Source organism: Enterobacter sp. BNK-29, from assembly GCF_048684785.1.
Taxonomy (GTDB): domain Bacteria; phylum Pseudomonadota; class Gammaproteobacteria; order Enterobacterales; family Enterobacteriaceae; genus Enterobacter; species Enterobacter cloacae_M.
The window spans coordinates 24,623-49,355 of the sequence record NZ_JBLQTU010000001.1; the positions used below are offsets into that span (position 1 = coordinate 24,623).

A 24,733-nucleotide genomic window follows, 5' to 3' on the forward strand; every position below is an offset into this window, starting at 1 on the left:
GGAAATTCACCGTTTTAAGCCAATAACAGTAAAATGATATGTCAGAACACGGTGATCGGGAAGATGGCTGTCAACAAATATTGACAGCCAGCACGATAAGTGAACAAAACCTCACGGAGCCGGTTTTTTATTGAGCGTCTCTTTGAGCTGGCCGATAAGCTCGCGCCTGAAATCCCCCAGACGGGGCTTATCGCCATCAATCCACGGCAGTGGACGACAGACCTCCATCGCTTTAATCCCCAAACGCGCCGTCAACAATCCCGCGCCAATACCCTGGGCGGCTCGAGCAGAAAGACGCGCCGCCAGATCCTGCGACATCCAGTCTATGCCCACTTCGCGCACCAGTTCACTCGCCCCGGCAAACGCAATATTGAGCAGGACCAGCTTGAACAGCCGGAGTCGACTGTAGTAACCCAGCTCTATGCCGTAAAGGTTCGCGATACGGTTGATCAGGCGCAGGTTACGCCAGGCGATAAAGGCCATATCGACCAGCGCCAGCGGGCTGACGGCAATCATCAGGGTGGATTCCGCCGCAGAACGGCTAATCTCGCGCCGCGCCTGGGCATCCAGCACCGGCTGAACCATATGGGAATAGAGCGTCACCACTTCCCGGTCATTTTGGGTTTCATGGATGGCGGCATACCAGCGCTGAAGCGCCGGATGCGACTGGTCGATTCCGGCCTGGCTGGCCAGCTTTTCACAGAACGCGCGGCCTTTGCCGGTGCCGTGACTGTGGAGCAGATCCCGCGCTTCATCACGCTCGTGCGCGCGCTGGCGCAAACGCCAGAGCCGCCGCCACTCGGTGGCAACCGACCCGATGCCCGCCCCCACAATCAGCGCGCCTGCGGCACATCCACCCAGCGCGACCCAGTCCTGAGTTTGCCAGGCATTCATCGTCCACTGCACGCCTTGACCAACCACGCTTACGCCAAACAGCGCCAGCCCGGCGGTGACCATCCTGCGCCACAGGCTGCGCTTTGGACGCAGGGCGGCTTCCACAACCGCCTCTGCCGGACCTTCCTCAACGCCGGGCTCCTCGGTCAGGGCCGGGGAAAAGTTATCAGCCTGCGTGCCGCTGAAGGTCTGCGCGGTTTTAAACGCCTCCTGAGGATCCTGCTCAAGCGTTCCGGTAAAGTCTATGCGCGGTTTTAACGGTTCCGTCATCGCAATTTATCTCCAATCAAAAACTCCAGCGCCGCATCCAGACGGATGTGTGGTAATGGCCGATCGACGCTCATTGCCTGCGGGCGGAAGGCTTCAAACTGGAAGCCCTGGTTCTGCCAGAAGGCCTGGCCAGGCAGCCGCGCAGGCACTTCCCCCGGATACACGGTAAGCGGTTCACCGTCGCTGAGCCGGTTCCCGCGTAATGCCGGTATTTTCTCGCCGTTAAGATCAATCAGCCCGCTTTGCGTCGCCTGCACGGACGCAAGCCCAAGGCAATCCATGCCGATCCCTTCGAAGGCGGCGTTTTGCCAGGCGTCCTGCACCAGCTGCTGCAGCAGCGATACCATATTGGCATGCTGGTCGACCGTGACGTGATCGGCCTTTGTGGCCGCAAAGAGCAGTTTGTCGATCACCGGTGAGAACAGACGGCGAAACAGCGTCCGCTGGCCGTAGTGAAAACTTTGCATCAGCTGCGTCAGCGCCAGGCGCATATCGTTGAAGGCCTGCGGCCCGCTGTTGAGCGGCTGCAGACAATCCACCAGAACAATCTGACGGTCAAATCGCAAAAAGTGGTTTTTATAGAATCCCTTAACCACTTTTTCACAGTAGTAATTGTAACGCTCGCGCAGCATCCCGGCGTTAGTGTGCCTGTCGGCCTGCGCCATCTTCGACTCGCCCACCCCGTCCACGTCCGGCCAGGGGAAGAACTGAAGCGCAGGCGCGCCCGCTAAATCACCCGGCAGGACAAAGCGACCCGGCTGAATGAAGTGCAACCCTTCCTGCTTGCACTGATGCAGATACGCCGTCCAGGCTTCGGCAATGGCCGCCAGACGGTTTTCATCGGCCGGTGCAAGCGGGTCCAGGCCTTCGCACAGCTGTCGCCATTTGGCCGACCACCCGGCGCGCTGCCCCTGCAACAAGCCCGTCATCTGGCGGGACCAGCTGAGGTAATCCTGCGCCAGCATCGGCAGGTCGAGCAACCATTCACCGGGGTAATCGACGATTTCAAGGTACAGCGTGGAGGTATCCTTGAAGTGGCGCATCAGGGATTCATTCGAGCGAAAGCGCAGCGCGAGGCGAATTTCACTCACCCCGCGCGTCGGCGTCGGCCACGTGGGCGGATCGCCGTAGAGCTGCGCCAGCCCTTCGTCATAGGTAAAGCGTGGAATACCAAAATCACGCTGAGGGACGCGCTTCACGCCCAGCAGGCGTTCTTCCCGCACCGCGCTAAGCAGCGGCAGACGCGCGCCGGCGTGCAGGTTCAGGAGCTGGTTTACCATCGCTGTGATAAACGCCGTCTTACCGCTGCGGCTCAGCCCCGTCACGGCCAGACGCAGATGACGGTCAACGCCACGGTTCACCAGTGAATTGATTTCGTTTTTAAGTCGCTTCATCGCCGTCCTTCGTTGCCTGGAAGCCTTGAATGCATGGCTTCAGAATACAATAAATGGGGGCAGATCGTTGATTATCAATTCTTATTTATTGCTATTGCCGTTTTCTCTCCAGTAAGATGAACGGCATTGCTGTCAGTCCGGAGTGAGTAAGGTGTATGTCACCCACCATCTATGATATCGCACGGGTTGCGGGCGTATCGAAATCAACCGTTTCCCGCGTTCTGAATAAACAAACGAATATTTCTCCCGAAGCGCGTGAAAAAGTGCTGAAGGCGATTGACGAATTAAATTATCAGCCCAACAAACTGGCCCGCGCCCTGACCTCTTCAGGCTTCGATGCCATTATGGTTATTTCGACCCGTTCAACCAAAACCACTGCCGGCAATCCTTTTTTCTCAGATGTCCTGCATGCCATTACGGCAAAAGCGGAAGAAGAAGGCTTTGACGTTATTTTACAAACGTCAAAAAGTAGCGAAGACGATCTGCTGAAATGCGTGAGTAAAATAAAACAGAAGATGATCAAAGGGATCATTATGCTGAGCTCACCGGCAAATGAATCCTTTTTCACCACGCTGGATGCGTATGGCGTACCGGTAGTAGTTATCGGCAAAGTCGAAGGTGAGTTTCAGAATATTTATTCCGTCGACACGGATAATTTCCATGACAGCGCCACGCTGACCGAAACCTTTATTAAAAACGGACGCCGTAAAATTGCCTGTCTGCATGCCCCGCTTGATTACCATGTTTCGATCGATCGCCTTGCGGGCTATAAAGCCAGTCTGGAAAAGCACCATATTGCCCTTAACCCGGACTGGATCAGGAATGGCGGTTATACCCATGAGAGTGCGCTTACGGCGGCGCTGGAATTGTTGTCTTCACCCACGCCGCCTGATGCAGTATTCGCTACCGACAGCATGAAGTTACTTAGCCTCTATCGCGCGGCGGATGAGTTGAACCTGATGATCCCGGAGCAGGTGGTGATAGCCGGATACAGTGACCCGATGCTGTCTCTCATTTTAACGCCCGCACCTGGCGGCTTCGATATCCCGACCCGAAAACTGGGCGAAGAGAGCTGCGATCTTCTTTTCAGGCGTATTGCGGGTCAGCCCGCACCGCAAAAAGTTCTCGTTGATACCCACTTTTTACTGGGGGCCTCGCTGCGCTAAAACCAGGGGCTTAGCGCCCCTGGCGTGCCCTCGGTCAGAACGCGTAATTTACCCCAACGCCCGCATAGTGGAAGCGGTCGTTTTTACCCTCGTCATGGTTTTCCCATTCATAGGCGTATTCAAGCGTCATGGATAAACCGTTGTTGAAGTCATAGGCATACTGCATACCCAGGCGGTTGAAATCATGTCCTTCACGCTCAGGATCGTCCTGCCAGTCCCAGTTCGACCAGCGATCGAGCCCCAGTCGGGTATAAGGCGTTAAGGTCGTCTGGCCCAATGAAATAGGCAGATAGGCGCGAAATTCCTGAGTGGAGAATTCGCCGTTATTACGCGAACCGTTCATATTGAAACCGCGCTCTAAATAGTAATTCACTTTAGCCGCAAAGGTTTCGTTAATGGTCCAGGTAAAGCCCGTTTCGGTTTCAACGCGGCTATCAGAATAACCGGTTTTCTCCAGATCGTTGGCAAACTGATACATAGCAAACCAGCCGCCAAAGCGCCAGTCATCGGTTAATTTAATATCCCAGTCAGGCTGAACTTTGTAGCGCTGCATATTCGCACTGCCGTCTTTGGCACCGTGTTCATCTTTAAAGTGGTAGCCATAATTACGGAAACCACCGGTCAGACCGAAAGTAAAATCATCGGTTCCGATAAAGCGATAGCGTAATTCAAATTCAGGACGGTCGAAATAGGTTCCACGGGTCATACTGCTGTAATCAACTGGCCCCTCCTGATACATCGCCAGTGAAATAGTCCACGCATCCCAGGTTGCATTAAACCACACGGAAGGTTCATATAATCCATCTTTATCGTCGCCCTGCCCCTCAACGTTTTCGATTTCATACATCGCGCCGATATTAAATTCCCACTGTTTCGCTGTTTCTGATGCTTGTGCACAGCTAACCCCTGCGCACAGCACGAGCGCAGCACTTCTTAGTAGAGTACTCATTTAATTTTCCCTTTATAAGTAACAAACAAAAAAACCGGAAATTTGCATTTCCGGCGAACACCTTTCTTATCTAATAGCCGCTTCGGTTTCAGCGTCGAAGAAATGGCACTTGTTCATATCGAACTGGATGTCGATATTATCCCCAGAGGCATAATCATTCGCAGCACCAGCGCGCACAACCAGCTCATGGCCGCCAACGGCGGCGTAAAGCATGAACTCCGCGCCGGTCAGTTCGGCTACGCTGACTTTCGCCGCGATATTCTCACCTCGGCTCTGCAGCGTGAGAATATCTTCCGGGCGGATCCCAAAGACTACGGCTTTGCGCTGATACCCTGCGGCATTCAGTGAAGCGAGCTTGTCCTCTGGAATCTTCAGACGGAGCGTTTCCGTAACAAAATAGCGATCGTCGATAGCGCCGCGAATAAAGTTCATGGCTGGCGATCCAATAAATCCTGCAACAAACATGTTTGCCGGTTCGTTGTACACCTGCTTCGGTGCTCCGACCTGCTGAATAATGCCGTCTTTTAAGATCACGATGCGTGTCGCCATCGTCATGGCTTCCGTCTGATCGTGGGTCACGTAAATCATCGTGGTGTTCAGCTTCTGGTGCAGCTTGCTGATTTCAGCCCGCATCTGCACGCGAAGCTTGGCATCAAGGTTGGAAAGCGGTTCATCCATCAGGAACACGCCAGCTTCGCGCACGATCGCCCTGCCCAACGCCACGCGCTGACGCTGGCCGCCGGACAGCGCGCCGGGTTTGCGCTTGAGATACTCGCGTAAACCGAGGATCTGTGCCGCCCAGTTAACGCGTTCTTCGATAACCGCAGGCGCAATTTTTTGCATCTTCAGGCCAAACGCCATGTTGTCATAGACCGTCATATGCGGATAAAGCGCATAGTTCTGGAAGACCATCGCAATATCGCGAGACTTGGCGGGCACGTCATTCATGCACACCCCGTCAATAATTAGTTCACCCGCGCTGATCTCCTCCAGACCGGCAATCATTCGCAGCGTCGTGGATTTACCGCAGCCCGAAGGCCCAACGAAGACGATGAACTCCTTGTCTTCGATTTCGAGATTGAAATCCTTAACCACGTGGACCTGGTTATCATAGATTTTCTGAATGTGTTTCAGGGACAGTTGAGCCATTGTTAATTCCTTAGCAATACGTCCGGGATGCCCAAAACTCGGTCAGGCATTTCCAGGTCAGTTCCCGCGTTGAATGAAGTTGTAATCCCGCATGGTTCAGGCCAGATCCAATCCCAACCGACAGCATTCCCGCCGCGTTGATCGCCTCAACGCCTGCAGGTGCATCTTCGATACCTATAGCCGCGTCAGGACGCACATTCAGGCCTAAACAGGCGGCGAGGAAGATCTCCGGGTCTGGTTTTGAGCGGCGAATACGGGAAGCATCGGCGCAAAAATCGAAGGCCTGATCAATGCCAAGCGCGTGCAGGATCCCCGGGGCATTCAGGGAAACGGAGGCAAGCCCAATTTTGACCTTCGCCGCACGGATATCCGTCAGCACGTCGCGAATACCGGGAAGCAGTGAATCCTCCGTCAGCGACGCCAGAGACTGGACATAGAGCGCGTTTTTCTTCGTCGCCAGCGCGAGGCACTGCTCATCGCTAAACGTCCCCTCTTTCCCGCCATGCTTCAGGATGCGCTGAAGGGAATCCATGCGGCTAATGCCCTTCAGCTGTTCGTTAAACGCTTCGTCGAAGGTGATGCCGATTTCATCAGCCACTGCACGCCAGGCCAAAAAATGGAGGTGTGCGGTATCGGTGATCACACCGTCCAGATCGAATACAACAGCCTTAAGCGTCATGGTGCCCCTCCGTGGTAGCGGTCCCATTTTCAGGTGCAAGAAAATCCTTATAAGCGCAAATTTTCCGCCCCGATACATGTAGCGTTTTGCCCCACAGCGTGAGCGTGGCAGGTGCCGAAGCTTCTATGGTTAACACCTCATTTTCATAGGTGAAGTGCAGCGTCGCGTTCCGCCAGCGCAGAGGGAAAGCAAGTCTTCGCCAGTGGGCCGGCAACCTGGGCGCAAGGTGCAGTTCCCCTTCCTCTATCTGCATACCGGCAAAGCCCTGAATGACGCCGGACCAGATAGCGCCGGTCGCAGCGGCGTGAATTCCGTCATCGCAGCTGTGGGGGTCGTCCCCAAGATCAATGGCGACGCCATCGCGCCAGAAGGCGTAGGCACCTTCGACGTCACCACAGCGGGCAGTCACAATGCCGTGAATGGCCTTGCTCAGCGAAGAATCATGGATCGTGCGGGGCTCGTAGAACGCCAGATTGGCGGCGCATTGCTGCGGGGTAAACCGCTCCGGCAACAGGTAGGTAAGCATCACCACATCGGCCTGCTTAAGGATCTGCATGTCGTTGACTTCCGCGCGGGAATAATCGAGCAGAATGGTCTGCTTACCCGCTTTGGCTTTGTAGCGGCTCAGATCGATGGCAGGTTTTGCCATAAAGGTATCATCCTGCGGGATCACACCGTCTGAATTGGCCTCCGGCAGCCATAAGCGCGTCAGGAACCGTGTCGCTTTCTGCGTAAAACCTTCATCCTCGCGCCCAAACATCGTCATAAACTGGCGAGCGCAGGCGACGTTGTGCCAGGCCAGATAGTTGGTATAAGCGTTGTTGTTCACATGCTCGGTGTATTCGTCAGGTCCGATAACGTCATGGATTTCGAGACGACCATTAATTTCCGTCGCGCGGCCCATCCAGAACGCAGCGGTTTCCATCAAGAGCGTCAGACCTTCATTCCGCATAAAGGTCTCATCGTGCGTCGCCTGCCAGTAAGCGACGACGGCCCAGGCGATGTCCGCCACGATGTGGTGTTCCGCCAGCGCGGAGGCCACCTTCTGACGCGTGCCGGTTCGGATGTTGATAGCCGCGAACTCTGGCGTCTCTTCCAGCCCGCTGGCGGCGCTTTCCCATGGGAACAACGCGCCGGGCCAGCCATTGCGACGGGCTTTTTCCCGCGCCCCGGCCAGGTTGAGCCAACGATAGCGCAGCAGGCTACGGGCGGTCTGGGGACGCGTGAAGAGATGGAAAGGCAGCAGGAAAATTTCGGTATCCCAGAAGACGTGGCCTTTATACCCCTCGCCCGTCAGCCCTTTGGCGGCGATACTGCTTCGCTCATCATGGGCAGGCGTCATGGCCGTCAAATGCCAGACGGCGTAATCCAGCGCCATCTGATCCTGATGTTCCGTAGAGTCCACCTCCACCCGAGCGTTACGCCAGACCTCTTGCCAGGCACACGCCGAACTCTCAAGCAAGGCGTCGTAGCCTCTTGCCGCGCAGACTTTGAGATCGGCCAGCACGTTGCGGGCGAAAGACGCCTGCGACAGTGCCTTATCACTGCGATGTGCCACCCAGACGATTTTTTCAAGCGTGACAGTGTCACCCTTCGCAATCGTCAGCGAATGATTAGCGCTGAGACGACGATTTTTGGCGGTGAAACAGCTGTCGCTCTTCGCTGAGAGCTGACAATACGCTGAAACAACAATCTCAGACGCGCGGTCCTGCGTTTCATACACGCCCTGCATGTATTCCTGATCGAACACTCTGACCGACACTTCATCCAGATGCTGTCTGCCGCTGTTCGTTTGCGTTGCGTCAATGCCGGTTTGCAGCACGGCGTGCGCGACGGCATCGAGCGGCGTGATGGAAAGCTGCATGGCCACTAAGGGCAACTGGTCCAGCGACACAAAACGACGGCTCTCCAGACGATAGCGTTTCCCGTCAGGCGAGCGCCAGACGACGCTGCGACGAAGTTCGCCATTGGCAAACGCCAGCTCGCGCTGCCACTCGAGGATTTCGCCTGACAGGAGCGTGAAATTGACGCCATCCAGCTCAACATCAATACCGATGATATCCGGCAGATTGACCAGCTCAGTGGTCTCGTTGCGACCAGCACGATGATAGAGACCCGCAAGATACATGCCTCTGGTTTGCTGGGTGTAATCTTCTTCGTGCGCAGCGCGGATCCCCATGTAGCCATTACCGCAGGCCATGATGGAGGCGTATTTATTCAGGCTGTGTGGACAAAAGCCCGGGTCGGTTAATACAGACACGTTTAGCATAACGTCACGCTTTCCCCTGTTTCAGCTGATTCATACAGCGCGGCGACGAGCTGCTGGATAACCAGCCCCTGCTCCGCATCAGCGATCATGACGGGCTCTCCCTGCACATGCCGCACAAAGGCATCCATACTGCGCATATGACGCCGATCGTCAGCCTCTTCACGCTGCGTGAGGGTGACTAAAGTCCCGGCTTCGTCGTTGTAGATGTGCGCCGGGAACAGCATGGCGCCCGCCTTTTCACCGCAGAATGCGACGTTCATGATGGATTGTTCACGGATATTGAGCGCAAACGACGTGTCCAGACGCAGAATGCCGCCGTTGCAAAATTCAATAGTGCCAAACAGGGCATCTTCAACGGTAAACTGCGTGGGATCCCACGCGCCAAACTGGCCGCTGCTTTTACGGTTTCCCAGCCTCTGGAAGCTGTGTGCCGTCACCTTTTTTACCGACGGGAACCCCAGCACGTACATCGCGGCATCGAGCATATGGATGCCGATATCAATCAGCGGCCCACCGCCCTGAAGCGTTTTGTTGGTAAAGACGCCCCAGCCGGGAACCCCGCAGCGGCGTAGCGCCTGCGCCGTGGTGTAATAAATTTCTCCCAGCGTCCCCTTCATCACAGCCTCACGCAGCAGTTGCGTATCGAGAGCAAAACGATGGTGAAAATCATACGCCAGCACTTTTCCCGCCTTGCGCGCGGCCATGCGCATCCGATCGGCCTCCTGCGACGTCATAGCAGGTGGTTTTTCACACATCACGTGGCAGCCAGCTTCCAGCGCTGCCATGACGTGCTCGAAATGGAACCGGTTAGGCGAACAGACGCTCACCACATCCGGCTTAACCGCCTCGAGCATGTCTCGCACATCCTGCCATACCGAGGGAATACCATGACGTTCCGCAAACGCCCGTGCCTGTTCAGGATGGCTGTCCATGACAGCCACCATCTGAACATCATTGCGCGTGGCGTAATACGAGGCATGCACTTTATCCGCGACCTGCCCGGCGCCAATGATGGCGACGCGCAGAGGCGAAGGTGTAGAAGCACTCATCACGCTCGTCATCCTTAGCATTCACGCAAGTAAGTGAGCGAATCCCGGTATGCCTGAGCCGGATCCTCGGCGCGAACACGGCACTCATACACCACGTAACCCTGGTAGTTATCGGCACGCAGCTGATCGAACAGGCTGGCAAAATCGAGGCTGCCGCTGCCCGGCTGGTAGCGGTGGTTATCTGCAATGTGCACATGGCCCAGCAGATCGCGGTGCTGATGCAGCGCATCCGTCAGCGAGTCTTCTTCGATGTTCATATGATAGAAATCGCCGATGATCTGCACATGCTTCAGACCGTTCTCTTCGATATAGCGACGCGCGTCAGCCAGGGTGTTGATCATGTGATCCTGATAGCGGTTCAGCGGTTCCAGGTAGACGGTTGTTCCGGTGCGCGCCGCCACCTCATCCAGCCAGCGCAGGGAGGCGCTTACGGCTTTGCGGTCACCGTCCAGGCTGCGTGGAGAGGTCATTGGCGGCAGACGGAAGGTGAACATCCCCCAGGCAGCAGGCACGATAATGCCCTTGCCGCCCACTTCAGCCAGCGCTTCCAGAATGCGTTCAATCTGCTTTAATCCGTTCAGACGACGCTCTTCGATGAAATCACCGATCCAGCCATCGTATCCACCGCAGGCCGTTGTCACCGGCAGACCGGTGGCTTTAATAGCGGCTTTTACGTCGTCGAGGTTTTCAACCAGCAGGCGGCCGTCAATTTCGTAGCCATCAAAACCCATCGCTTTGATGTACTCGAATTTTTCCATGATGTTGGTTGGGAAAAAGGCCTGGTTTTGTGTTGCGATCTTCATGATTTGCTGTCCTTAGCTTAAAAAGTGACGCCCATTTTGATACTGAGTTCCGGGTGCTGATCGACATACTTCATATAGCTTTCCGGGGTGGTGGCGAAGGTCACGACCGGATCGATCAGATCGTCACAATTCAGATAGCCGTTCATCAGCAGTTCCCAGCAGGTCTCTTCAATACGCTTGCGGCTCCAGCGCGGGTAGTCCGGGTTGGGCTCGCTGCAGGCGCGGGAGAAGACAATCTTCGCGTTATTGAAATGCGCTTCGCGGCCGAGGTTAAAGCCTTCCGCGAACGGTTTTGCGAAAGCTACATAGGAGATGGTGCCGCCGTAGGCAAGTCCGCGCAGCGCGGACTGCAGCGCATCTGCAAAGCCGCTGGTTTCGATGATCGCGTCCGCGCCCTGCTTCCCGGTCAGCTTTTTGATTTCCAGACCGACATCAGTGCCTATTGGGTTCAGACAGTGGTCTGCCCCATGACGACGGGCGATCTCACAGCGGTGTTCGATTGGATCAACGCCGATAACCACTGACGCACCGGCTTTTTTCGCCAGCTGAATCGCAATCTGCCCAATGGCTCCCAGACCGACCACGACCACAAAGTCGCCCACGCGGACGTTGGCATCACGCACGCCGCTCATGGCGAACTGCGCCGGATCGTAGCAAACGGCGTTTTTCCAGGACGCACCCTGCGGCATTTTGCGCAGCTTGTAGTTGTTCACCGCGTTAACGATCAGCGTTTCCTGCAGCGGGCCGTAGCAGCAGACGCTGTCGCCGATCTGATATTCCGTGACGTCATCACCGCATTCGATAATCTCGCCAACAATCATGTTGCCCAGCTGGAACTTACCGAATTCGATCCCGCGGGCCGTCCCCTCTTCACGCGGCGTGAACATCTGCCACTCCGCGTTGAACTCTTCGTCAATAAACGGGCTTGCCGCGCGGAAATCCACGACTTCAGTGCCGTGCTTCGGCGCGCCAAAGCGTGAACGAATTTTCACTTCATGCGCTCCCACAGCACGATCTTCATATTCCACCAGCGCCGCCACGCGTGGCGCTGTCGCTACTAATTTTTTCATGACTGACTCCTTGTTAAAATTGGCCGCCTCAGCCCTTCACGCCACCGGCGGTCAAACCACTTTTAATAAAACGTTCAGACAGGGCGTACATGATGACCACCGGAAGCGCCGTCACCAGCGATGCCGCCATCATGCGACCCCAGATATAATCTGGCGTGCTAAAGAGCGTGTTCAGTCCGACCGGCAAGGTGAAATTGCTGGCGCTGGACAGGAAAATGGACGCAAACAGATAGTCGTTCCACGCCACCATGAAGCAGTAGACAAACACCGATACGAGCCCGGAAATCGCCAGCGGCACGGTGATGCGGAAGATGATTTGCAGGCGGTTAAGGCCGTCCATCATCGCGGCTTCTTCGATTTCGTCCGGGATGGTGTCGAAATAGCTGCGCAGCATGAACACCGCTGTCGGTAACGTTTGGGTCACCATGGTGATAATCAGCGCCAGCTCGGTGTCGTAGATCCCAAGGGCAGTGATGATTTTGAACAGCGGCACCACCAGCAATATTCCGGAGAACATGTAGACGGTGTAAAAACTCGCGTTGATCGTCGTGCGGCCCTTAAAACGCAGTTTGGACAAGGCGTAAGCCCCCAGCGTGCCGAGAAACACGGCAATCACCGAGGAGGTCAGCGACACCACCATGCTGTTTTTGAAATTGTCCAGGAACGGGAAAATCAGCGGATTAAAGATGTCGACGTAATGCTGCAGCGTCCACGCCTGCGGCAAAATGGTCGGGTTAAGCGATATGGCCTCTTTCGCGCTCTTGAATGACGTCATCAGCATCACGAAGAACGGGAACAGCGTGATGACCAGGAACACCGCCAGACCGAGATAAAAACCAATACGGCTCAGTACGCGTTTATTTGTTGCCATTGAGGTTTACCCTTTTTCTGGTCAGCAGAATCACCGCGAAGATGATCACAAACAGCACAACGGAGATCGCCGCAGCCTTCCCCAAATCGTTGAAAGCGAATGCCGTTTTGTAGAGGTAGACGCCCAAAATATCGACCTTGGTCGTCAACAGGTAGACATCCGCAAACATGTAGAACATCCAGATAGTGCGGAGCGTCACTACCGTTGCCAGCACCGGCATAATCGCGGGTAGCGTAACGATTCGAAAACGCTGCCAGGCATTCGCGCCGTCCATTTCCGCCGCTTCATACAGCGACTTATCAATGGTCTGCAAAATCGCGAGGAACGAAATGAACGCGTACGGGAAGTAGCGCCAGATGGCGAACAACACCACCAGCACAAAGCTGCTGCCAGGATTGTCGAACCACAGGGGTGCCTGGTCATACAGATGCAGCAGGTCAACGCCCAGATAGTTCACAATGCCGTAGCCGTTGTTGAACATGTATTTCCATGCAAACACCAGCGAAATGGACGGGGTGACGTAGGACAAAATCACCAGTGAACGTGCCGTTTTCCGCAGACGGAATTCACGGTTAAAGAAGATCGCAACCGCCAGCCCCAACCCCGTGCTGCCGATCACCACCAGCGCGGTATACCAGAACGTCATCCACAGGGAGTGCCAGAACGCAGCATCTCCCAGAATGCGGATGTAGTTATCCAACCCGACGAACACCGCATCAATACGCGGGTTGAGCGGCAGACGTAAGAAACTGATTTCAATATTGGAAATCATTGGCCAGGCCACCAGGCCCCCCAGCAAAATCAGGCTGGGGGCCAACAGCAGCATGGCGAAAGGCATATCTGAACGACCAGAAAACAACGTCTTCATAATTTCCTTCCGCAGAGCGCTCCTATCGTTGTGAAATCAGATCGGTCAGACGCTTCTGGCTGTTACTAAGCGTGTTGCTGAGATCTTTTTTCCCCACCGTGACGTTATGCACCATGGAACTGATGATGCCGGACCCGGTAACATCGCCCATGCGTGTGAAGTTTTTGTCCCCCACCGAGCCAAACACCTGCACATTCGGGAACTGCGCAATCAGTTCGTAAGGCAGTTGTCCAAACGCTTTGATCACATCGTTGTTTTTCCAGGTATCGGTGCCCACCACCAGCTTGTTCACCGGCAGTGCCGCGCCAGGCGACATCATGACCCAGTCGGTTGCGTTTTGAGCCTGCTCCATCCAGGTCACAAACTTTTCAGCCGCCTGAGTTTCATCTTCGGTTTGACCGGTGGTAATCGTCAGCGACGTGACCATGCCGTAAACAGCAGAAGAGGTTTCTGTTGGGACGACGAAGCCCAGGTTGGCAGGGTTTCCGTCCTGGAATACCGCCGGAAGGATGTAGGTGGAGTAAACCGCCATAGGCGCAGAACCGTTCATGAAGGCATCTTTGATCTCCATGACGTCGTTTGAACCCGGCATGGTGGTCGCGGCCAGATCTTTGTAAAACGCCAGGGCTTTTGCCATTTCAGAGGTATCGATATCGACGTTCCCTTTGGCATCAAAAACGTTCGCGCCGCCGGAAAGCGCAAACTGGGAGAATGCCTGCTCCGTCATCACGCTTTCGGCGGTGGGCAGCGCAATGCCGTAATGTTTTTTGGCCGGGTCGTTGAGCCTCTGGCTGGCTTTCAGCAGCTGTTCCCAGTTATGCGGCTCCTGGATACCTGCCGCAGCAAGCGCATCTTTGTGATACCAGACGCCGGATAGCCAGGCGCTGACTGGCACTCCCGTCAAGGCAGAACCGTCTTCCGTACGAACAACACGCAAAATGCCGTCATAGAAGGTGTCCTCGCCTACCGCTTTAATGGCTTCGCCGATAGCTTTGCGATCCAGTAGCTGTTCCTTGTCCATAACTTTCGCGTAGTCATGGCTGACCTCAATCACCTCGGGCAGCGCGCCCGTTCTGGCGAGCGTAATGACCTTGGTGTTGTAGGCATCCTCTTCTACCGGCACCTGTTTCACCGTGATGCCGGGGTTCTCTTTCTCGAACTTTTCGATAAGCTTCGTTATAACCGCCTGACGCTCCTGCTCGACTGACGAGTGCATAAACTCAATGGTGACAGCAGACTTTTTGTCGTCCTTGCAGCCTGATAACAAGGCGCACGAAACCAGTGCTGAAATCAGCACAATTCTGGGCATTTTCATTTTTAAGGTCCTTTTTAGTTTTCTTTAATCCACAACACCTGCCATGGATGTAGGGTCAGCTTTTTGTCTGTAATATCGTTTCCGGTGATCAAGTCCTTTCCGGATTGAATATCGGATTCCACCGTTTGAATGCCGTCACTGAAATTAAACAGCGCCGTTATTTTTTCACCACAAACCGCCACACGAACGATTTTTAAAACATGTTCACCTGACGCGCTAAAATAAGCCTCACTGTCAGGGTGAAATGCTTTCTCCGCCCGACGCAGCGCGATTAACTGGCTTAACGAGTAATAGACCTGAGAGCGCAGGCTATTTTTATCTTCAAGCTCGCCATCAATTTGTCCTGCGATATATTTCTCACGATTAATCGCACGGTTATATCCCAGGCGCTCAACACCTGCATAATCATTACGGGAACCGAGAATGCTCTGGATATAAACCGCAGGCACGCCGGGGAAGCTTAAAAGGACGGCATGCGCCAGAATAAAACGGGCAATCCGTTGGCTGTCAGGACTGTTACGCGTACTTAATGCATCCAGATAGGTCACATTAATTTCATAAGGACTGCGTGTTCCATCCGGGTTATTTTTCCAGTTAACCAACGCCCCTTCAGCCTGAAGTTTTTCCACAAGCGAGAGGATTTCCGACTCGGGTAAAATTCCGCGTAACGGATTCAGACCAATCCCGTCATGCGAGGCCAGGAAGTTAAACCAGGTGGTTTTCGTGGAAGGCAACGTCAGCGACGCCGCCCACTGGCTCAGCGTCCGGACGTCCTGACAATGCACCGCATGCAGCACCAGCGGGGGCAAAGAGAACTGATAAACCATCTGCGCTTCATTTTCACCGTCACCAAAGTAAGCAACGTTATCTTTATGCGGAACGTTCGTCTCGGTGATAATCACCGTTCCCGGGGCGACAGCCTCGGTAATGGCGCGGAAAAGCTGGATGAGCTGATGGGTTTGCTCAAGGTGGATGCAGTTTGTTCCGGGTAGTTTCCACATGAAGCCTACAGCATCCAGACGAATATATCGCGCCCCTTCAATCAGGTAATGCAGCAGCACGTCGACCATCGCGATCAGCACCTGCGGAGAGGCGAAATTGAGATCAACCTGGTCCTCGCTGAAAGTGGTCCACAGGTGTCGCACGCTGCCGTCATGCAGCGTGAAAGGCGTAAGAAGCGGTAAGGCACGCGGACGCGTCACCGCGGATAAGTCTGTTTCAGGATCGACGGAAATAAAGAAATCGTCATATCCTGGCATTTGTTTCAGATAATTAGCGAACCATTTGCTTTTGGCCGACATATGGTTGCATACGAAATCAAACATTAAACTGGCTGACTGTTTTAATTCGGCAACGTCTCGCCACGTTCCGGTTTCCGGTGCAACCTCATGATAATCAATAACAGAAAACCCGTCGTCTGAAGACCATGGATAAAAAGGCAAGAGATGGACATGAGAAAAAGAATGAGAAAGCCACCTGTTATAAAAACGTGTAAAAACAGGCAGCGCCTTCTCCCCTTTCGCTGAAAACTGATCGGCATAGGTGATCAGGACAACGTCTTTTTCATCCCAACCCGTTTTACGTTTTTCCGTAATAACAGAAGCGGCCTTTTCAATATTTTCCAGCAGCACATTAAGATGGGCTTCAGAAAACGTTTCCCCGTAAACAAAATTAATGATCTCTTTAATTTTTGTATTCATTTCATTTTCCATGGTAGCGGTCCCACGAAGTGGCAATCTACTCCCATGAAAAATATCTGTCAACGGACCAGAAAGGAGAAAAAGGTGATTGCAAAGCAGCTCAGCGCAATATTGTGAGCTGCCGCAAAGAAAGAACGGGGAAAAGAGGAAATGCGGTTAACCCTCGCCAGTCCCTCCCCCGTCAGGGAACGGGCTAACGCCAGCGGGAATTATTGGGATAAGTAGCGGCGAGAAAGCCGTTTTGCCACCTTTTGCAACAGCGGTTCTAGCGCCACGGCCAGCACCATTCTGACCGGCTTGCGGGCTACAGATTTAATTGCCCAACCCGCCACACCTGCCGGGCCGAACCGTAACGCGGTCAGCAGGACCAGTTTACCTGCGATTTTCAGGCCGGGTTTTACCTTCTGACCGGCCTGTTGCCAGTGTTGTTTCATCTCATCTCTCTCTTAAAGCTGACGAAAGCGACTTCTCAGCGTAAAGGTATCCGACGTGACATAGCGTTCCATTTCCCGTAGCCGCTTCTCACCGGCGGCAAGCTGCTCATCAACCGCATTGAGAAGATCGCTGCTGGTCGGGGCTCCCTCCGCAGCCAGTTCTCCTTCCGGCATCGGGTCAAGAACAAACGACAGGACGATGTATGCCACCAGGGTAATAAACGCCAGGCCGAAGAAGATCGATAGCACCGCGACCACGCGGACAAGTTTCACCGGGACATCAAGATAGTGAGCCAGCCCGGCACAAACGCCGCGCACCATGCCCTGCTGTGGAATACGCCACAGCTTTTTGTTCAGATTCAGTCCAGACATTAACGGTCCCTCCAGTTTGGATGCTCAGCATCCAGGATGGCTTCCAGCGCCTGAATGCGTTCGCGCATTTTGTTCGCTTCGTCGGAGAGCTGCACCAGACGCTGTTGTTCACTCTGGGAGAGTTCGCCCCGAGAAGAACGGTTGCTGTAGTGCAGCCATAGCCAAATCGGCAAAACGAACAGCACGAAAATTGTCAGGGGAATGGCCAGAAAAAGCGCGCTCATGTGTACTCCTTGTCTTATGATGCGGCACGCTCAGGTGCCGCAGGAATTATTATTGGTTGTCTTGCTTCATTTTGGCTTTCAGTGCCGCCAGCTGCTCGCTGATTTCATCATCAGCCTTCAGATCGGCGAACTGTTGATCCAGCGACTTCTGCTTGCCGATGCCGTGGCTTTCGGCTTCCGCTTCCATGTGGTCGATACGACGTTCAAACGATTCAAAACGCGCCATTGCTTCATCCAGCTTACCGCTGTCCAGCTGACGACGCACGTCGCGGGAGGAGCTTGCCGCCTGGTGACGCAGGGTCAGCGCCTGCTGACGCGCACGGGTTTCGCTCAGTTTGTTTTCAAGCTCACCAATCTCTTTCTTCATACGGGTGAGCGTGTCGTCCACCAGCGTCACTTCATGCTCGAGCGTCGCGACCATATCGGCCAGCTTCTGTTTTTCAATCAGCGCCGCGCGCGCCAGATCCTCTTTATCTTTGCGCAGCGCAAGTTCCGCTTTTTCCTGCCATTCGTTCAGCTGAGCGGTAGCTTGTTCAATGCGACGCGTAAGCTGTTTTTTCTCCGCCAACGCGCGGGCGGAGGTAGAACGCACTTCAACCAGCGTGTCTTCCATCTCCTGAATCATCAGGCGGACCAGCTTCTGCGGATCTTCTGCTTTCTCAAGCAGCGAGTTGATGTTGGCGTTCACGATGTCGGCAAAACGAGAAAAAATACCCATAATCTAATCCTCATAGTTCTGTTATCGGGCTATGCCCTGCTGTACAGATAATACAAACATCATGCCAACTTTTTATCTTATTGATTTTAATGAACCTGATTGATTTTCATGCAGTGAAGAACTATTCTTGCCTGGTGAATATCGCTAAGGAGTGGTTAATTTCATCATGCCTGGATACAAAGACAATTTACTCGGCGAAGCAAACAGTTTCCTTGAAGTGCTGGAACAGGTCTCTCGCCTGGCGCCGCTCAACAAGCCGGTGCTGATCATCGGTGAACGCGGAACGGGGAAAGAGCTGATAGCCAACCGTCTGCATTACCTGTCCGGGCGCTGGGATGGCCCCTTCATTTCCCTTAACTGCGCGGCGCTGAACGAAAACCTGCTCGACACCGAGCTCTTCGGCCATGAGGCGGGCGCGTTTACCGGTGCCCAGAAACGCCATCCCGGACGCTTTGAGCGCGCCGACGGCGGTACGCTGTTTCTTGATGAACTGGCCACCGCGCCCATGCTGGTACAGGAAAAACTGCTGCGCGTGATTGAGTACGGCGAGCTGGAGCGCGTCGGCGGTAGCCAGCCGCTGCAGGTTAACGTGCGCCTGGTGTGCGCCACGAACGCCAACCTGCCGGAGATGGTGGCGGAGGAGAAATTCCGTGCCGACCTGCTTGACCGCCTGGCCTTTGACGTCGTTCAGCTTCCTCCGCTGCGCGAGCGCAAAAGCGACATCATGCTGCTGGCAGACCAGTTTGCGATTCAGATGTGCCGCGAGCTCGGCCTGCCGCTGTTCCCCGGCTTCAGCGATTATGCGCAGGAGACGCTGCTGGCTTACCACTGGCCGGGAAATATCCGTGAACTGAAAAACGTCGTTGAACGCTCCGTCTATCGTCACGGCACAAGCGAGACGGAGCTGGACAATATTATTATCGATCCTTTTCAGCGCAGCGCAGCGCCGCTGCCCGCACCAGCGTCTTCAGGCGATCTCCCTACTCTCCCCCTTGATTTACGCCAGTTCCAGAACGACCAGGAGAAACAGCTGCTGGAGCAAAGCCTGAAGACGGCGAAATATAACCAGAAACGGGCGGCTGAACTGCTGGGTCTGACCTACCATCAGTTAAGGGCATTGCTTAAAAAGCATCAAATGCGCTGACAATATCAGCACTTACCCGCAGACATTTTTACGAAGCAGGCGTAAGTGCGATACACTTTGCAGATCGAACCTAAAAACCTTAAAAATTATGCGTCTGGTTTTATCGTCCTTTTTTGCACTCGGTCTGTTTAGCAGCCTGGCCTTTGCCGCGCCCGGGCTAGCTCCGCAGCCTGACATTCGTGACAGCGGCTTCGTCTATTGCGTAAGCGGCCAGGTGGACACCTTCAACCCGCAAAAAGCGGGCAGCGGCCTGATCGTGGATACCCTGGCCGCGCAGCTTTACGACCGTCTGCTTGATGTTGATCCTTACACCTACCGTCTGGTGCCTGAGCTGGCGGAAAGCTGGGAAGTGCTGGATAACGGCGCAACCTACCGTTTTCACCTGCGCGATGACGTCGCATTTCAGCGCACGCCGTGGTTTACCCCCACGCGCAAGCTGAACGCAGATGACGTGGTCTTTACTTTCCAGCGCATCTTTAACCGCAACCACCCGTGGCATAACGTTAACGGCAGCAACTTCCCCTATTTCGACAGCCTGCAGTTTGCCGACACCGTCAAGAGCGTGCGCAAGCTGGACAACCGGACGGTTGAATTTACGCTGACGCGCCCGGATGCTTCCTTCCTCTGGCACCTGGCGACCCACTATGCATCGGTCATGTCCGCTGAATACGCGGCGAACCTGACGAAAAAAGATCGCCAGGAGTTGCTCGATCGTCAGCCGGTCGGCACAGGTCCGTTCCAGCTCGCCGAATACCGCGCCGGGCAATATATTCGTCTGCAGCGTCATGAGCATTTCTGGCGCGGCACCCCGCTGATGCCGCAGGTGGTGGTCGATCTCGGTTCAGGCGGGACAGGACGTCTGTCAAAACTGCTCACCGGGGAGTGCGATGTACTCGCCTGGCCCGCGGCCAGCCAGCTCACCATTTTGCGTGACGATCCGCGCCTGCGCCTGACGTTACGCCCCGGCATGAATATCGCTTATCTGGCCTTTAACACGGATAAGCCGCCGTTGAATAACCCTGCCGTACGTCACGCTCTGGCGCTGGCGATTAACAACCAGCGTTTGATGCAGTCGATCTACTACGGCACGGCGGAAACAGCCGCCTCAATTTTACCGCGCGCCTCGTGGGCCTATGACGGTGAAGCTAAAATTACGGAATACAATCCGGCCAAAGCGCGTGAGCAGCTGAAGGCGCTGGGGGCGGAAAACCTCACGCTGCAGCTTTGGGTGCCAACCAGTTCCCAGGCGTGGAACCCGAGCCCGCTCAAGACCGCCGAACTGCTGCAGGCAGATATGGCGCAGGTGGGCGTCAAAGTGATCATCGTACCGGTTGAGGGCCGTTTCCAGGAGGCGCGCCTGATGGACATGAATCATGATTTAACCCTGACCGGCTGGGCGACCGACAGTAACGATCCGGACAGTTTCTTCCGGCCGCTGCTGAGCTGTGCGGCGATAAATTCGCAGACCAACTACGCCCACTGGTGTAACCGGGAGTTTGACGCCGTGCTGCAAAAAGCGCTGGCTTCCCAGCAGCTGGCCTCACGCATCGACGCCTATGATGAAGCGCAGAAGATCCTTGCCCAGGAGCTGCCGGTGCTGCCGCTGGCCTCTTCCCTGCGCCTTCAGGCCTATCGTTATGATATTAAAGGTCTGGTGCTGAGTCCGTTCGGCAACGCCTCGTTTGCCGGCGTGTCGCGTGAAAAAGAACAAGAGGTGAAAAAACCATGATTATTTTTACCTTACGTCGGCTCCTTTTGCTGCTGGTGACGCTCTTTTTCCTGAACTTTGTCGGCTTCAGCCTGAGCTATTTCACGCCCCACGCCCCGCTCCAGGGGTCGTCGCTGTGGGATGCCTGGCTGTTCTGGTTTAACGGGCTGCTGCACTGGGATTTCGGCGTGTCCAGCATTAACGGGCAGCTGATTTCCCAGCAGCTGAAAGAGGTATTCCCGGCCACGATGGAGCTGTGCATTCTGGCCTTCGGCTTTGCCCTGATGGTCGGCATCCCTGTGGGTATGCTGGCCGGGATCTATCGCAATAAATGGCAGGATAAGTTTATCAGCGCCCTCGCCCTGTTCGGCTTCTCCATCCCGGTATTCTGGCTGGCGCTGCTGCTGACGCTGTTCTTCTCGCTGACGATGGGCTGGCTACCGGTTTCGGGTCGCTTTGACCTGCTCTATACGGTTAAAACGGTGACGGGTTTTGCCATCATTGACGCGTGGCTGTCCGATTCGGTGTGGCGCCATGAGATGATCGTCAGCGCCGTGCGCCATATGGTATTGCCGGTACTGACGCTGGCGGTTGCGCCAACAACCGAAGTGATCCGCCTGATGCGACTGAGCACAATTGAGGTATTTGACCAGAACTACGTCAAAGCCGCGGCCACGCGCGGGTTGTCCCGCCTGACCATACTGCGCCGCAACGTCCTGCACAACGCGCTGCCGCCGGTAATTCCGCGTCTGGGATTACAGTTTTCCACCATGCTGACGCTGGCCATGATCACCGAGATGGTCTTTAGCTGGCCGGGCCTGGGGCGATGGCTGATTAACGCCATCCGCCAGCAGGACTACGCCGCTATTTCTGCCGGCGTAATGGTGATTGGTTCGCTGGTGATTATTGTTAACGTGTTGTCCGATATTCTGGGTGCCATGGCTAACCCATTGAAGCATAAGGAATGGTATGCCTTACGATAGCGTATACAGTGAAAAGCGCACGCCCGGCGTGCTGCGTACCGTGTGGCGTAAGTTCTATGGTGACACCACGGCGATGATCGGCCTTTACGGCTGTGCCGGCCTGGTGTTGCTTTGCGTCTTTGGCTCGTGGTTTGCGCCGTACGGCATCGACCAGCAGTTCCTTGGCTATCAGCTGCTGCCGCCGTCCTGGTCGCGCTACGGCGAAGTCTCTTTCTTCCTGGGAACGGACGACCTTGGACGTGACGTGTTGAGCCGTCTGCTGAGCGGTGCAGCCCCGACGGTGGGCGGCGCATTTGTGGTGACGCTCGCGGCAACGATCTGTGGGCTGGCGCTTGGTATTTTTGCAGGATCCACGCACGGCCTGCGTTCGGCGTTGCTTAACCACATTCTGGATACGCTGCTGTCGATCCCGTCCCTGCTGCTGGCGATCATTGTTGTTGCCTTTGCCGGTCCGCACCTGTCGCACGCCATGTTCGCCGTCTGGCTGGCTATCCTGCCCCGCATCGTGCGCTCGGTTTACAGCATGGTGCATGATGAGCTGGAAAAAGAGTACGTCGTTGCCGCGCGTCTGGACGGCGCGACAACCTTCAACATTCTGTGGTTTGCCGTACTGCCCAACATCGCCGCCGGGTTGGTCACAGAGATCACCCGCGCCCTGTCGATGGCGATCCTGGACATCGCGGCGCTCGGCTTCCTCGATCTCGGTGCACAGCTGCCGTCGCCCGAATGGGGTGCGATGCTCGGCGACGCGCTGGAGCTAATCTACGTGGCACCGTGGACGGTCATGCTGCCGGGTGCGGCCATTATGGTGAGCGTGCTGCTTATCAACCTGCTGGGCGACGGTATTCGCCGTGCAATTAACGCGGGGGTGCAATAATGCCGCTTCTTGATATTCGCAACCTCACCATCGAATTTAAAACCGGTGAAGGCTGGGTTAAAGCCGTCGATCGCATCAGTATCACCCTTGCGGAGGGTGAAATTCGCGGGCTGGTGGGGGAATCCGGCTCAGGAAAAAGCCTGATTGCCAAAGCTATATGCGGCGTGGCGAAAGACAACTGGCGCGTGACGGCAGACCGTATGCGTTTTGATGATATCGATCTGCTGCGCCTCTCCCCCCGCGAGCGGAGAAAGCTGGTCGGGCATAACGTCTCGATGATTTTCCAGGAGCCGCAGTCCTGTCTCGATCCGTCCGAACGCGTGGGTAAACAGCTCATGCAGAACATTCCCGGCTGGACCTATAAAGGCCGCTGGTGGCAACGCGTTGGCTGGCGCAAGCGCCGCGCCATCGAGCTTTTACACCGCGTCGGGATCAAAGATCACAAAGATGCGATGCGCAGCTTCCCTTATGAGCTGACCGACGGCGAATGTCAGAAAGTGATGATTGCCATTGCGCTGGCAAATCAGCCGCGTTTGCTGATTGCGGATGAGCCCACCAACGCGATGGAACCCACCACGCAGGCGCAAATTTTCCGTCTGCTGTCGCGTCTCAACCAGAATAACAACACCACCATTTTGCTGATCAGCCATGACCTGCAAATGCTCAGCAAATGGGCGGATAAAATTGACGTCATGTACTGCGGGCAAACGGTCGAAACCGCGCCGAGTGAAGATCTGATCGGCGCGCCGCATCATCCGTATACGCAGGCGCTTATCCGCGCCATTCCGGATTTTGGCAGCGCGATGCCGCATAAGAGCCGCCTGAATACCCTGCCGGGGGCGATTCCGCTGCTGGAATCCCTGCCGATAGGCTGTCGTCTGGGGCCGCGGTGTCCCTATGCTCAGCGTAAATGTATCGAGACGCCACGCCTGACCGGGGCCAAAAATCATCTATACGCCTGTCATTTCCCGCTGAACATGGAGAGAGAGTGAAATGGTCGAAACCTTACTGGAAGTCCGCAACCTGAGTAAGACCTTTCGCTACCGCACGGGGCTGTTTCATCGTCAAACTGTCGACGCGGTGAAGCCGCTGAGCTTTACGCTGCGTGAAAAACAGACTCTGGCGATCATCGGCGAGAACGGTTCCGGGAAATCCACCCTGGCGAAAATGCTCGCCGGCATGGTTGAACCCACTGCAGGCGAAGTGTTGATTGACGATCATCCTCTGACGTTCGGCGATTACTCTTTCCGCAGCCAGCGCATCCGCATGATCTTCCAGGATCCGTCTACCTCTCTTAACCCGCGCCAGCGCATTTCGCAGATCCTCGATTTTCCGCTGCGTCTGAACACCGACCTGGAGCCAGAGGCGCGCCGTAAGCGCGTATTTGAAACCCTGCGTATGGTTGGGCTATTACCGGATCACGAAAGCTACTACCCGCATATGCTGGCACCAGGCCAGAAACAGCGTCTGGGTCTGGCGCGTGCGTTGATTTTGCGGCCAAAAGTGATCATTGCGGATGAAGCGCTTGCCTCGCTGGATATGTCGATGCGCTCGCAGCTGATTAACCTGATGCTGGAATTGCAGGAAAAACAGGGGATCTCGTATATCTACGTCACCCAGCATCTGGGAATGATGAAGCACATCAGCGATCAGGTGATGGTCATGCACCAGGGTGAAGTGGTAGAGCGCGGCAGCACGGCGGATGTGATGGCCTCTCCGCTTCATGAACTGACAAAACGGCTGATTGCCGGTCATTTCGGTGAAGCATTAACCGCCGATGCGTGGAGAAAGGACCGCTAAGCGCGACGCTTCACAAAAACTACCCCG

General features: G+C 55.3%; 24 protein-coding genes. 7 read left to right on the forward strand and 17 right to left on the reverse strand.

Features of this window, described 5'->3' with window-relative positions:
• Positions 1–111: 111 nt before the first annotated feature.
• Positions 112–1,164, reverse strand: coding sequence for a TIGR01620 family protein (locus ACMGGX_RS00120; RefSeq protein ID WP_420297867.1), 1,053 nt, complete (start codon positions 1,162–1,164; stop codon positions 112–114).
• Positions 1,161–2,558, reverse strand: a complete 1,398-nt coding sequence (locus ACMGGX_RS00125; RefSeq protein WP_420297868.1) for a YcjX family protein — start codon at positions 2,556–2,558, stop codon at positions 1,161–1,163. The genes ACMGGX_RS00120 and ACMGGX_RS00125 overlap by 4 nt, the downstream gene beginning before the upstream one ends.
• Before the next feature lie 155 nt (positions 2,559–2,713).
• Between ACMGGX_RS00125 and ACMGGX_RS00130 the strand changes: the two genes are divergently transcribed.
• The gene (locus tag ACMGGX_RS00130) at positions 2,714–3,724 is read left to right on the forward strand and encodes a LacI family DNA-binding transcriptional regulator (protein WP_420297869.1); all 1,011 of its coding nucleotides are present in this window, start codon (positions 2,714–2,716) and stop codon (positions 3,722–3,724) included.
• 34 nt (positions 3,725–3,758) lie between these two features.
• Here ACMGGX_RS00130 and ACMGGX_RS00135 read toward each other — a convergent pair whose 3' ends face one another.
• The 15 genes from ACMGGX_RS00135 to pspA all read right to left on the reverse strand — a co-directional run bounded on the left by ACMGGX_RS00135 (position 3,759) and on the right by pspA (position 18,194).
• Entirely contained in the window at positions 3,759–4,673 is a 915-nt protein-coding gene (locus tag ACMGGX_RS00135; RefSeq protein ID WP_420297870.1) for an OmpG family monomeric porin, read from the reverse strand.
• 66 nt (positions 4,674–4,739) lie between these two features.
• A complete protein-coding gene (locus ACMGGX_RS00140) occupies positions 4,740–5,822 on the reverse strand; it encodes an ABC transporter ATP-binding protein (RefSeq protein WP_063439778.1) in 1,083 nt (360 codons plus the stop codon).
• A 10-nt stretch (positions 5,823–5,832) separates the two neighbouring features.
• Entirely contained in the window at positions 5,833–6,501 is a 669-nt protein-coding gene (gene pgmB / locus ACMGGX_RS00145; protein WP_420297871.1) for a beta-phosphoglucomutase, read from the reverse strand.
• A complete protein-coding gene (locus ACMGGX_RS00150) occupies positions 6,491–8,770 on the reverse strand; it encodes a glycoside hydrolase family 65 protein (RefSeq protein ID WP_420297872.1) in 2,280 nt (759 codons plus the stop codon). The genes pgmB and ACMGGX_RS00150 overlap by 11 nt, the downstream gene beginning before the upstream one ends.
• A complete protein-coding gene (locus ACMGGX_RS00155) occupies positions 8,764–9,822 on the reverse strand; it encodes a Gfo/Idh/MocA family protein (protein WP_420297873.1) in 1,059 nt (352 codons plus the stop codon). Before ACMGGX_RS00155 ends, ACMGGX_RS00150 begins: the two co-directional genes overlap by 7 nt.
• Before the next feature lie 11 nt (positions 9,823–9,833).
• A complete protein-coding gene (locus tag ACMGGX_RS00160) occupies positions 9,834–10,622 on the reverse strand; it encodes a sugar phosphate isomerase/epimerase family protein (RefSeq protein ID WP_420297874.1) in 789 nt (262 codons plus the stop codon).
• A 17-nt stretch (positions 10,623–10,639) separates the two neighbouring features.
• Positions 10,640–11,692 carry a zinc-dependent alcohol dehydrogenase gene (locus tag ACMGGX_RS00165; protein WP_420297875.1) on the reverse strand — a complete coding sequence of 351 codons (1,053 nt, stop codon included), beginning with the start codon at positions 11,690–11,692 and terminating at the stop codon, positions 10,640–10,642.
• Positions 11,693–11,720: 28 nt separating this feature from the next.
• Positions 11,721–12,563, reverse strand: a complete 843-nt coding sequence (locus ACMGGX_RS00170) for a carbohydrate ABC transporter permease (protein WP_420297876.1) — start codon at positions 12,561–12,563, stop codon at positions 11,721–11,723.
• Positions 12,550–13,431 carry a carbohydrate ABC transporter permease gene (locus ACMGGX_RS00175; protein ID WP_029740504.1) on the reverse strand — a complete coding sequence of 294 codons (882 nt, stop codon included), beginning with the start codon at positions 13,429–13,431 and terminating at the stop codon, positions 12,550–12,552. The genes ACMGGX_RS00170 and ACMGGX_RS00175 overlap by 14 nt, the downstream gene beginning before the upstream one ends.
• Before the next feature lie 22 nt (positions 13,432–13,453).
• Entirely contained in the window at positions 13,454–14,746 is a 1,293-nt protein-coding gene (locus ACMGGX_RS00180; protein WP_420297877.1) for an ABC transporter substrate-binding protein, read from the reverse strand.
• Positions 14,747–14,760: 14 nt separating this feature from the next.
• Positions 14,761–16,458, reverse strand: coding sequence for a sugar phosphorylase (locus ACMGGX_RS00185; RefSeq protein WP_420297878.1), 1,698 nt, complete (start codon positions 16,456–16,458; stop codon positions 14,761–14,763).
• Positions 16,459–16,655: 197 nt separating this feature from the next.
• Positions 16,656–16,880 carry a phage shock protein PspD gene (gene pspD, locus ACMGGX_RS00190; RefSeq protein ID WP_023312043.1) on the reverse strand — a complete coding sequence of 75 codons (225 nt, stop codon included), beginning with the start codon at positions 16,878–16,880 and terminating at the stop codon, positions 16,656–16,658.
• 12 nt (positions 16,881–16,892) lie between these two features.
• Positions 16,893–17,252, reverse strand: a complete 360-nt coding sequence (pspC, locus tag ACMGGX_RS00195) for an envelope stress response membrane protein PspC (RefSeq protein WP_023312044.1) — start codon at positions 17,250–17,252, stop codon at positions 16,893–16,895.
• On the reverse strand, positions 17,252–17,476 hold the full coding sequence (pspB, locus tag ACMGGX_RS00200) for an envelope stress response membrane protein PspB (protein WP_023312045.1): 225 nt from the start codon (positions 17,474–17,476) through the stop codon (positions 17,252–17,254). The genes pspC and pspB overlap by 1 nt, the downstream gene beginning before the upstream one ends.
• A gap of 49 nt (positions 17,477–17,525) precedes the next feature.
• Positions 17,526–18,194 (reverse strand): phage shock protein PspA, encoded by a 669-nt coding sequence (pspA, locus tag ACMGGX_RS00205; RefSeq protein WP_029740507.1) that lies wholly within the window; start codon positions 18,192–18,194, stop codon positions 17,526–17,528.
• A 166-nt stretch (positions 18,195–18,360) separates the two neighbouring features.
• On the opposite strand from pspA, the gene pspF reads away from it, so the two are divergent.
• The 6 genes from pspF (at position 18,361) to sapF (ending at position 24,706) form a co-directional block, all read left to right on the forward strand.
• Positions 18,361–19,338 (forward strand): phage shock protein operon transcriptional activator, encoded by a 978-nt coding sequence (gene pspF / locus ACMGGX_RS00210; protein ID WP_420297879.1) that lies wholly within the window; start codon positions 18,361–18,363, stop codon positions 19,336–19,338.
• A gap of 88 nt (positions 19,339–19,426) precedes the next feature.
• Complete coding sequence (sapA, locus tag ACMGGX_RS00215; protein WP_420297880.1) at positions 19,427–21,067, forward strand: ABC transporter substrate-binding protein SapA; 1,641 nt, start codon at positions 19,427–19,429, stop codon at positions 21,065–21,067.
• A complete protein-coding gene (gene sapB, locus ACMGGX_RS00220) occupies positions 21,064–22,029 on the forward strand; it encodes a putrescine export ABC transporter permease SapB (protein WP_023312049.1) in 966 nt (321 codons plus the stop codon). The genes sapA and sapB overlap by 4 nt, the downstream gene beginning before the upstream one ends.
• Entirely contained in the window at positions 22,016–22,906 is an 891-nt protein-coding gene (gene sapC / locus ACMGGX_RS00225) for a putrescine export ABC transporter permease SapC (protein ID WP_420297881.1), read from the forward strand. The genes sapB and sapC overlap by 14 nt, the downstream gene beginning before the upstream one ends.
• Positions 22,906–23,898 (forward strand): putrescine export ABC transporter ATP-binding protein SapD, encoded by a 993-nt coding sequence (gene sapD / locus ACMGGX_RS00230; protein ID WP_033145732.1) that lies wholly within the window; start codon positions 22,906–22,908, stop codon positions 23,896–23,898. The genes sapC and sapD overlap by 1 nt, the downstream gene beginning before the upstream one ends.
• A 1-nt stretch (position 23,899) precedes the next feature.
• Positions 23,900–24,706 carry a putrescine export ABC transporter ATP-binding protein SapF gene (gene sapF / locus ACMGGX_RS00235; RefSeq protein ID WP_023312051.1) on the forward strand — a complete coding sequence of 269 codons (807 nt, stop codon included), beginning with the start codon at positions 23,900–23,902 and terminating at the stop codon, positions 24,704–24,706.
• Positions 24,707–24,733 lie beyond the last annotated feature (27 nt).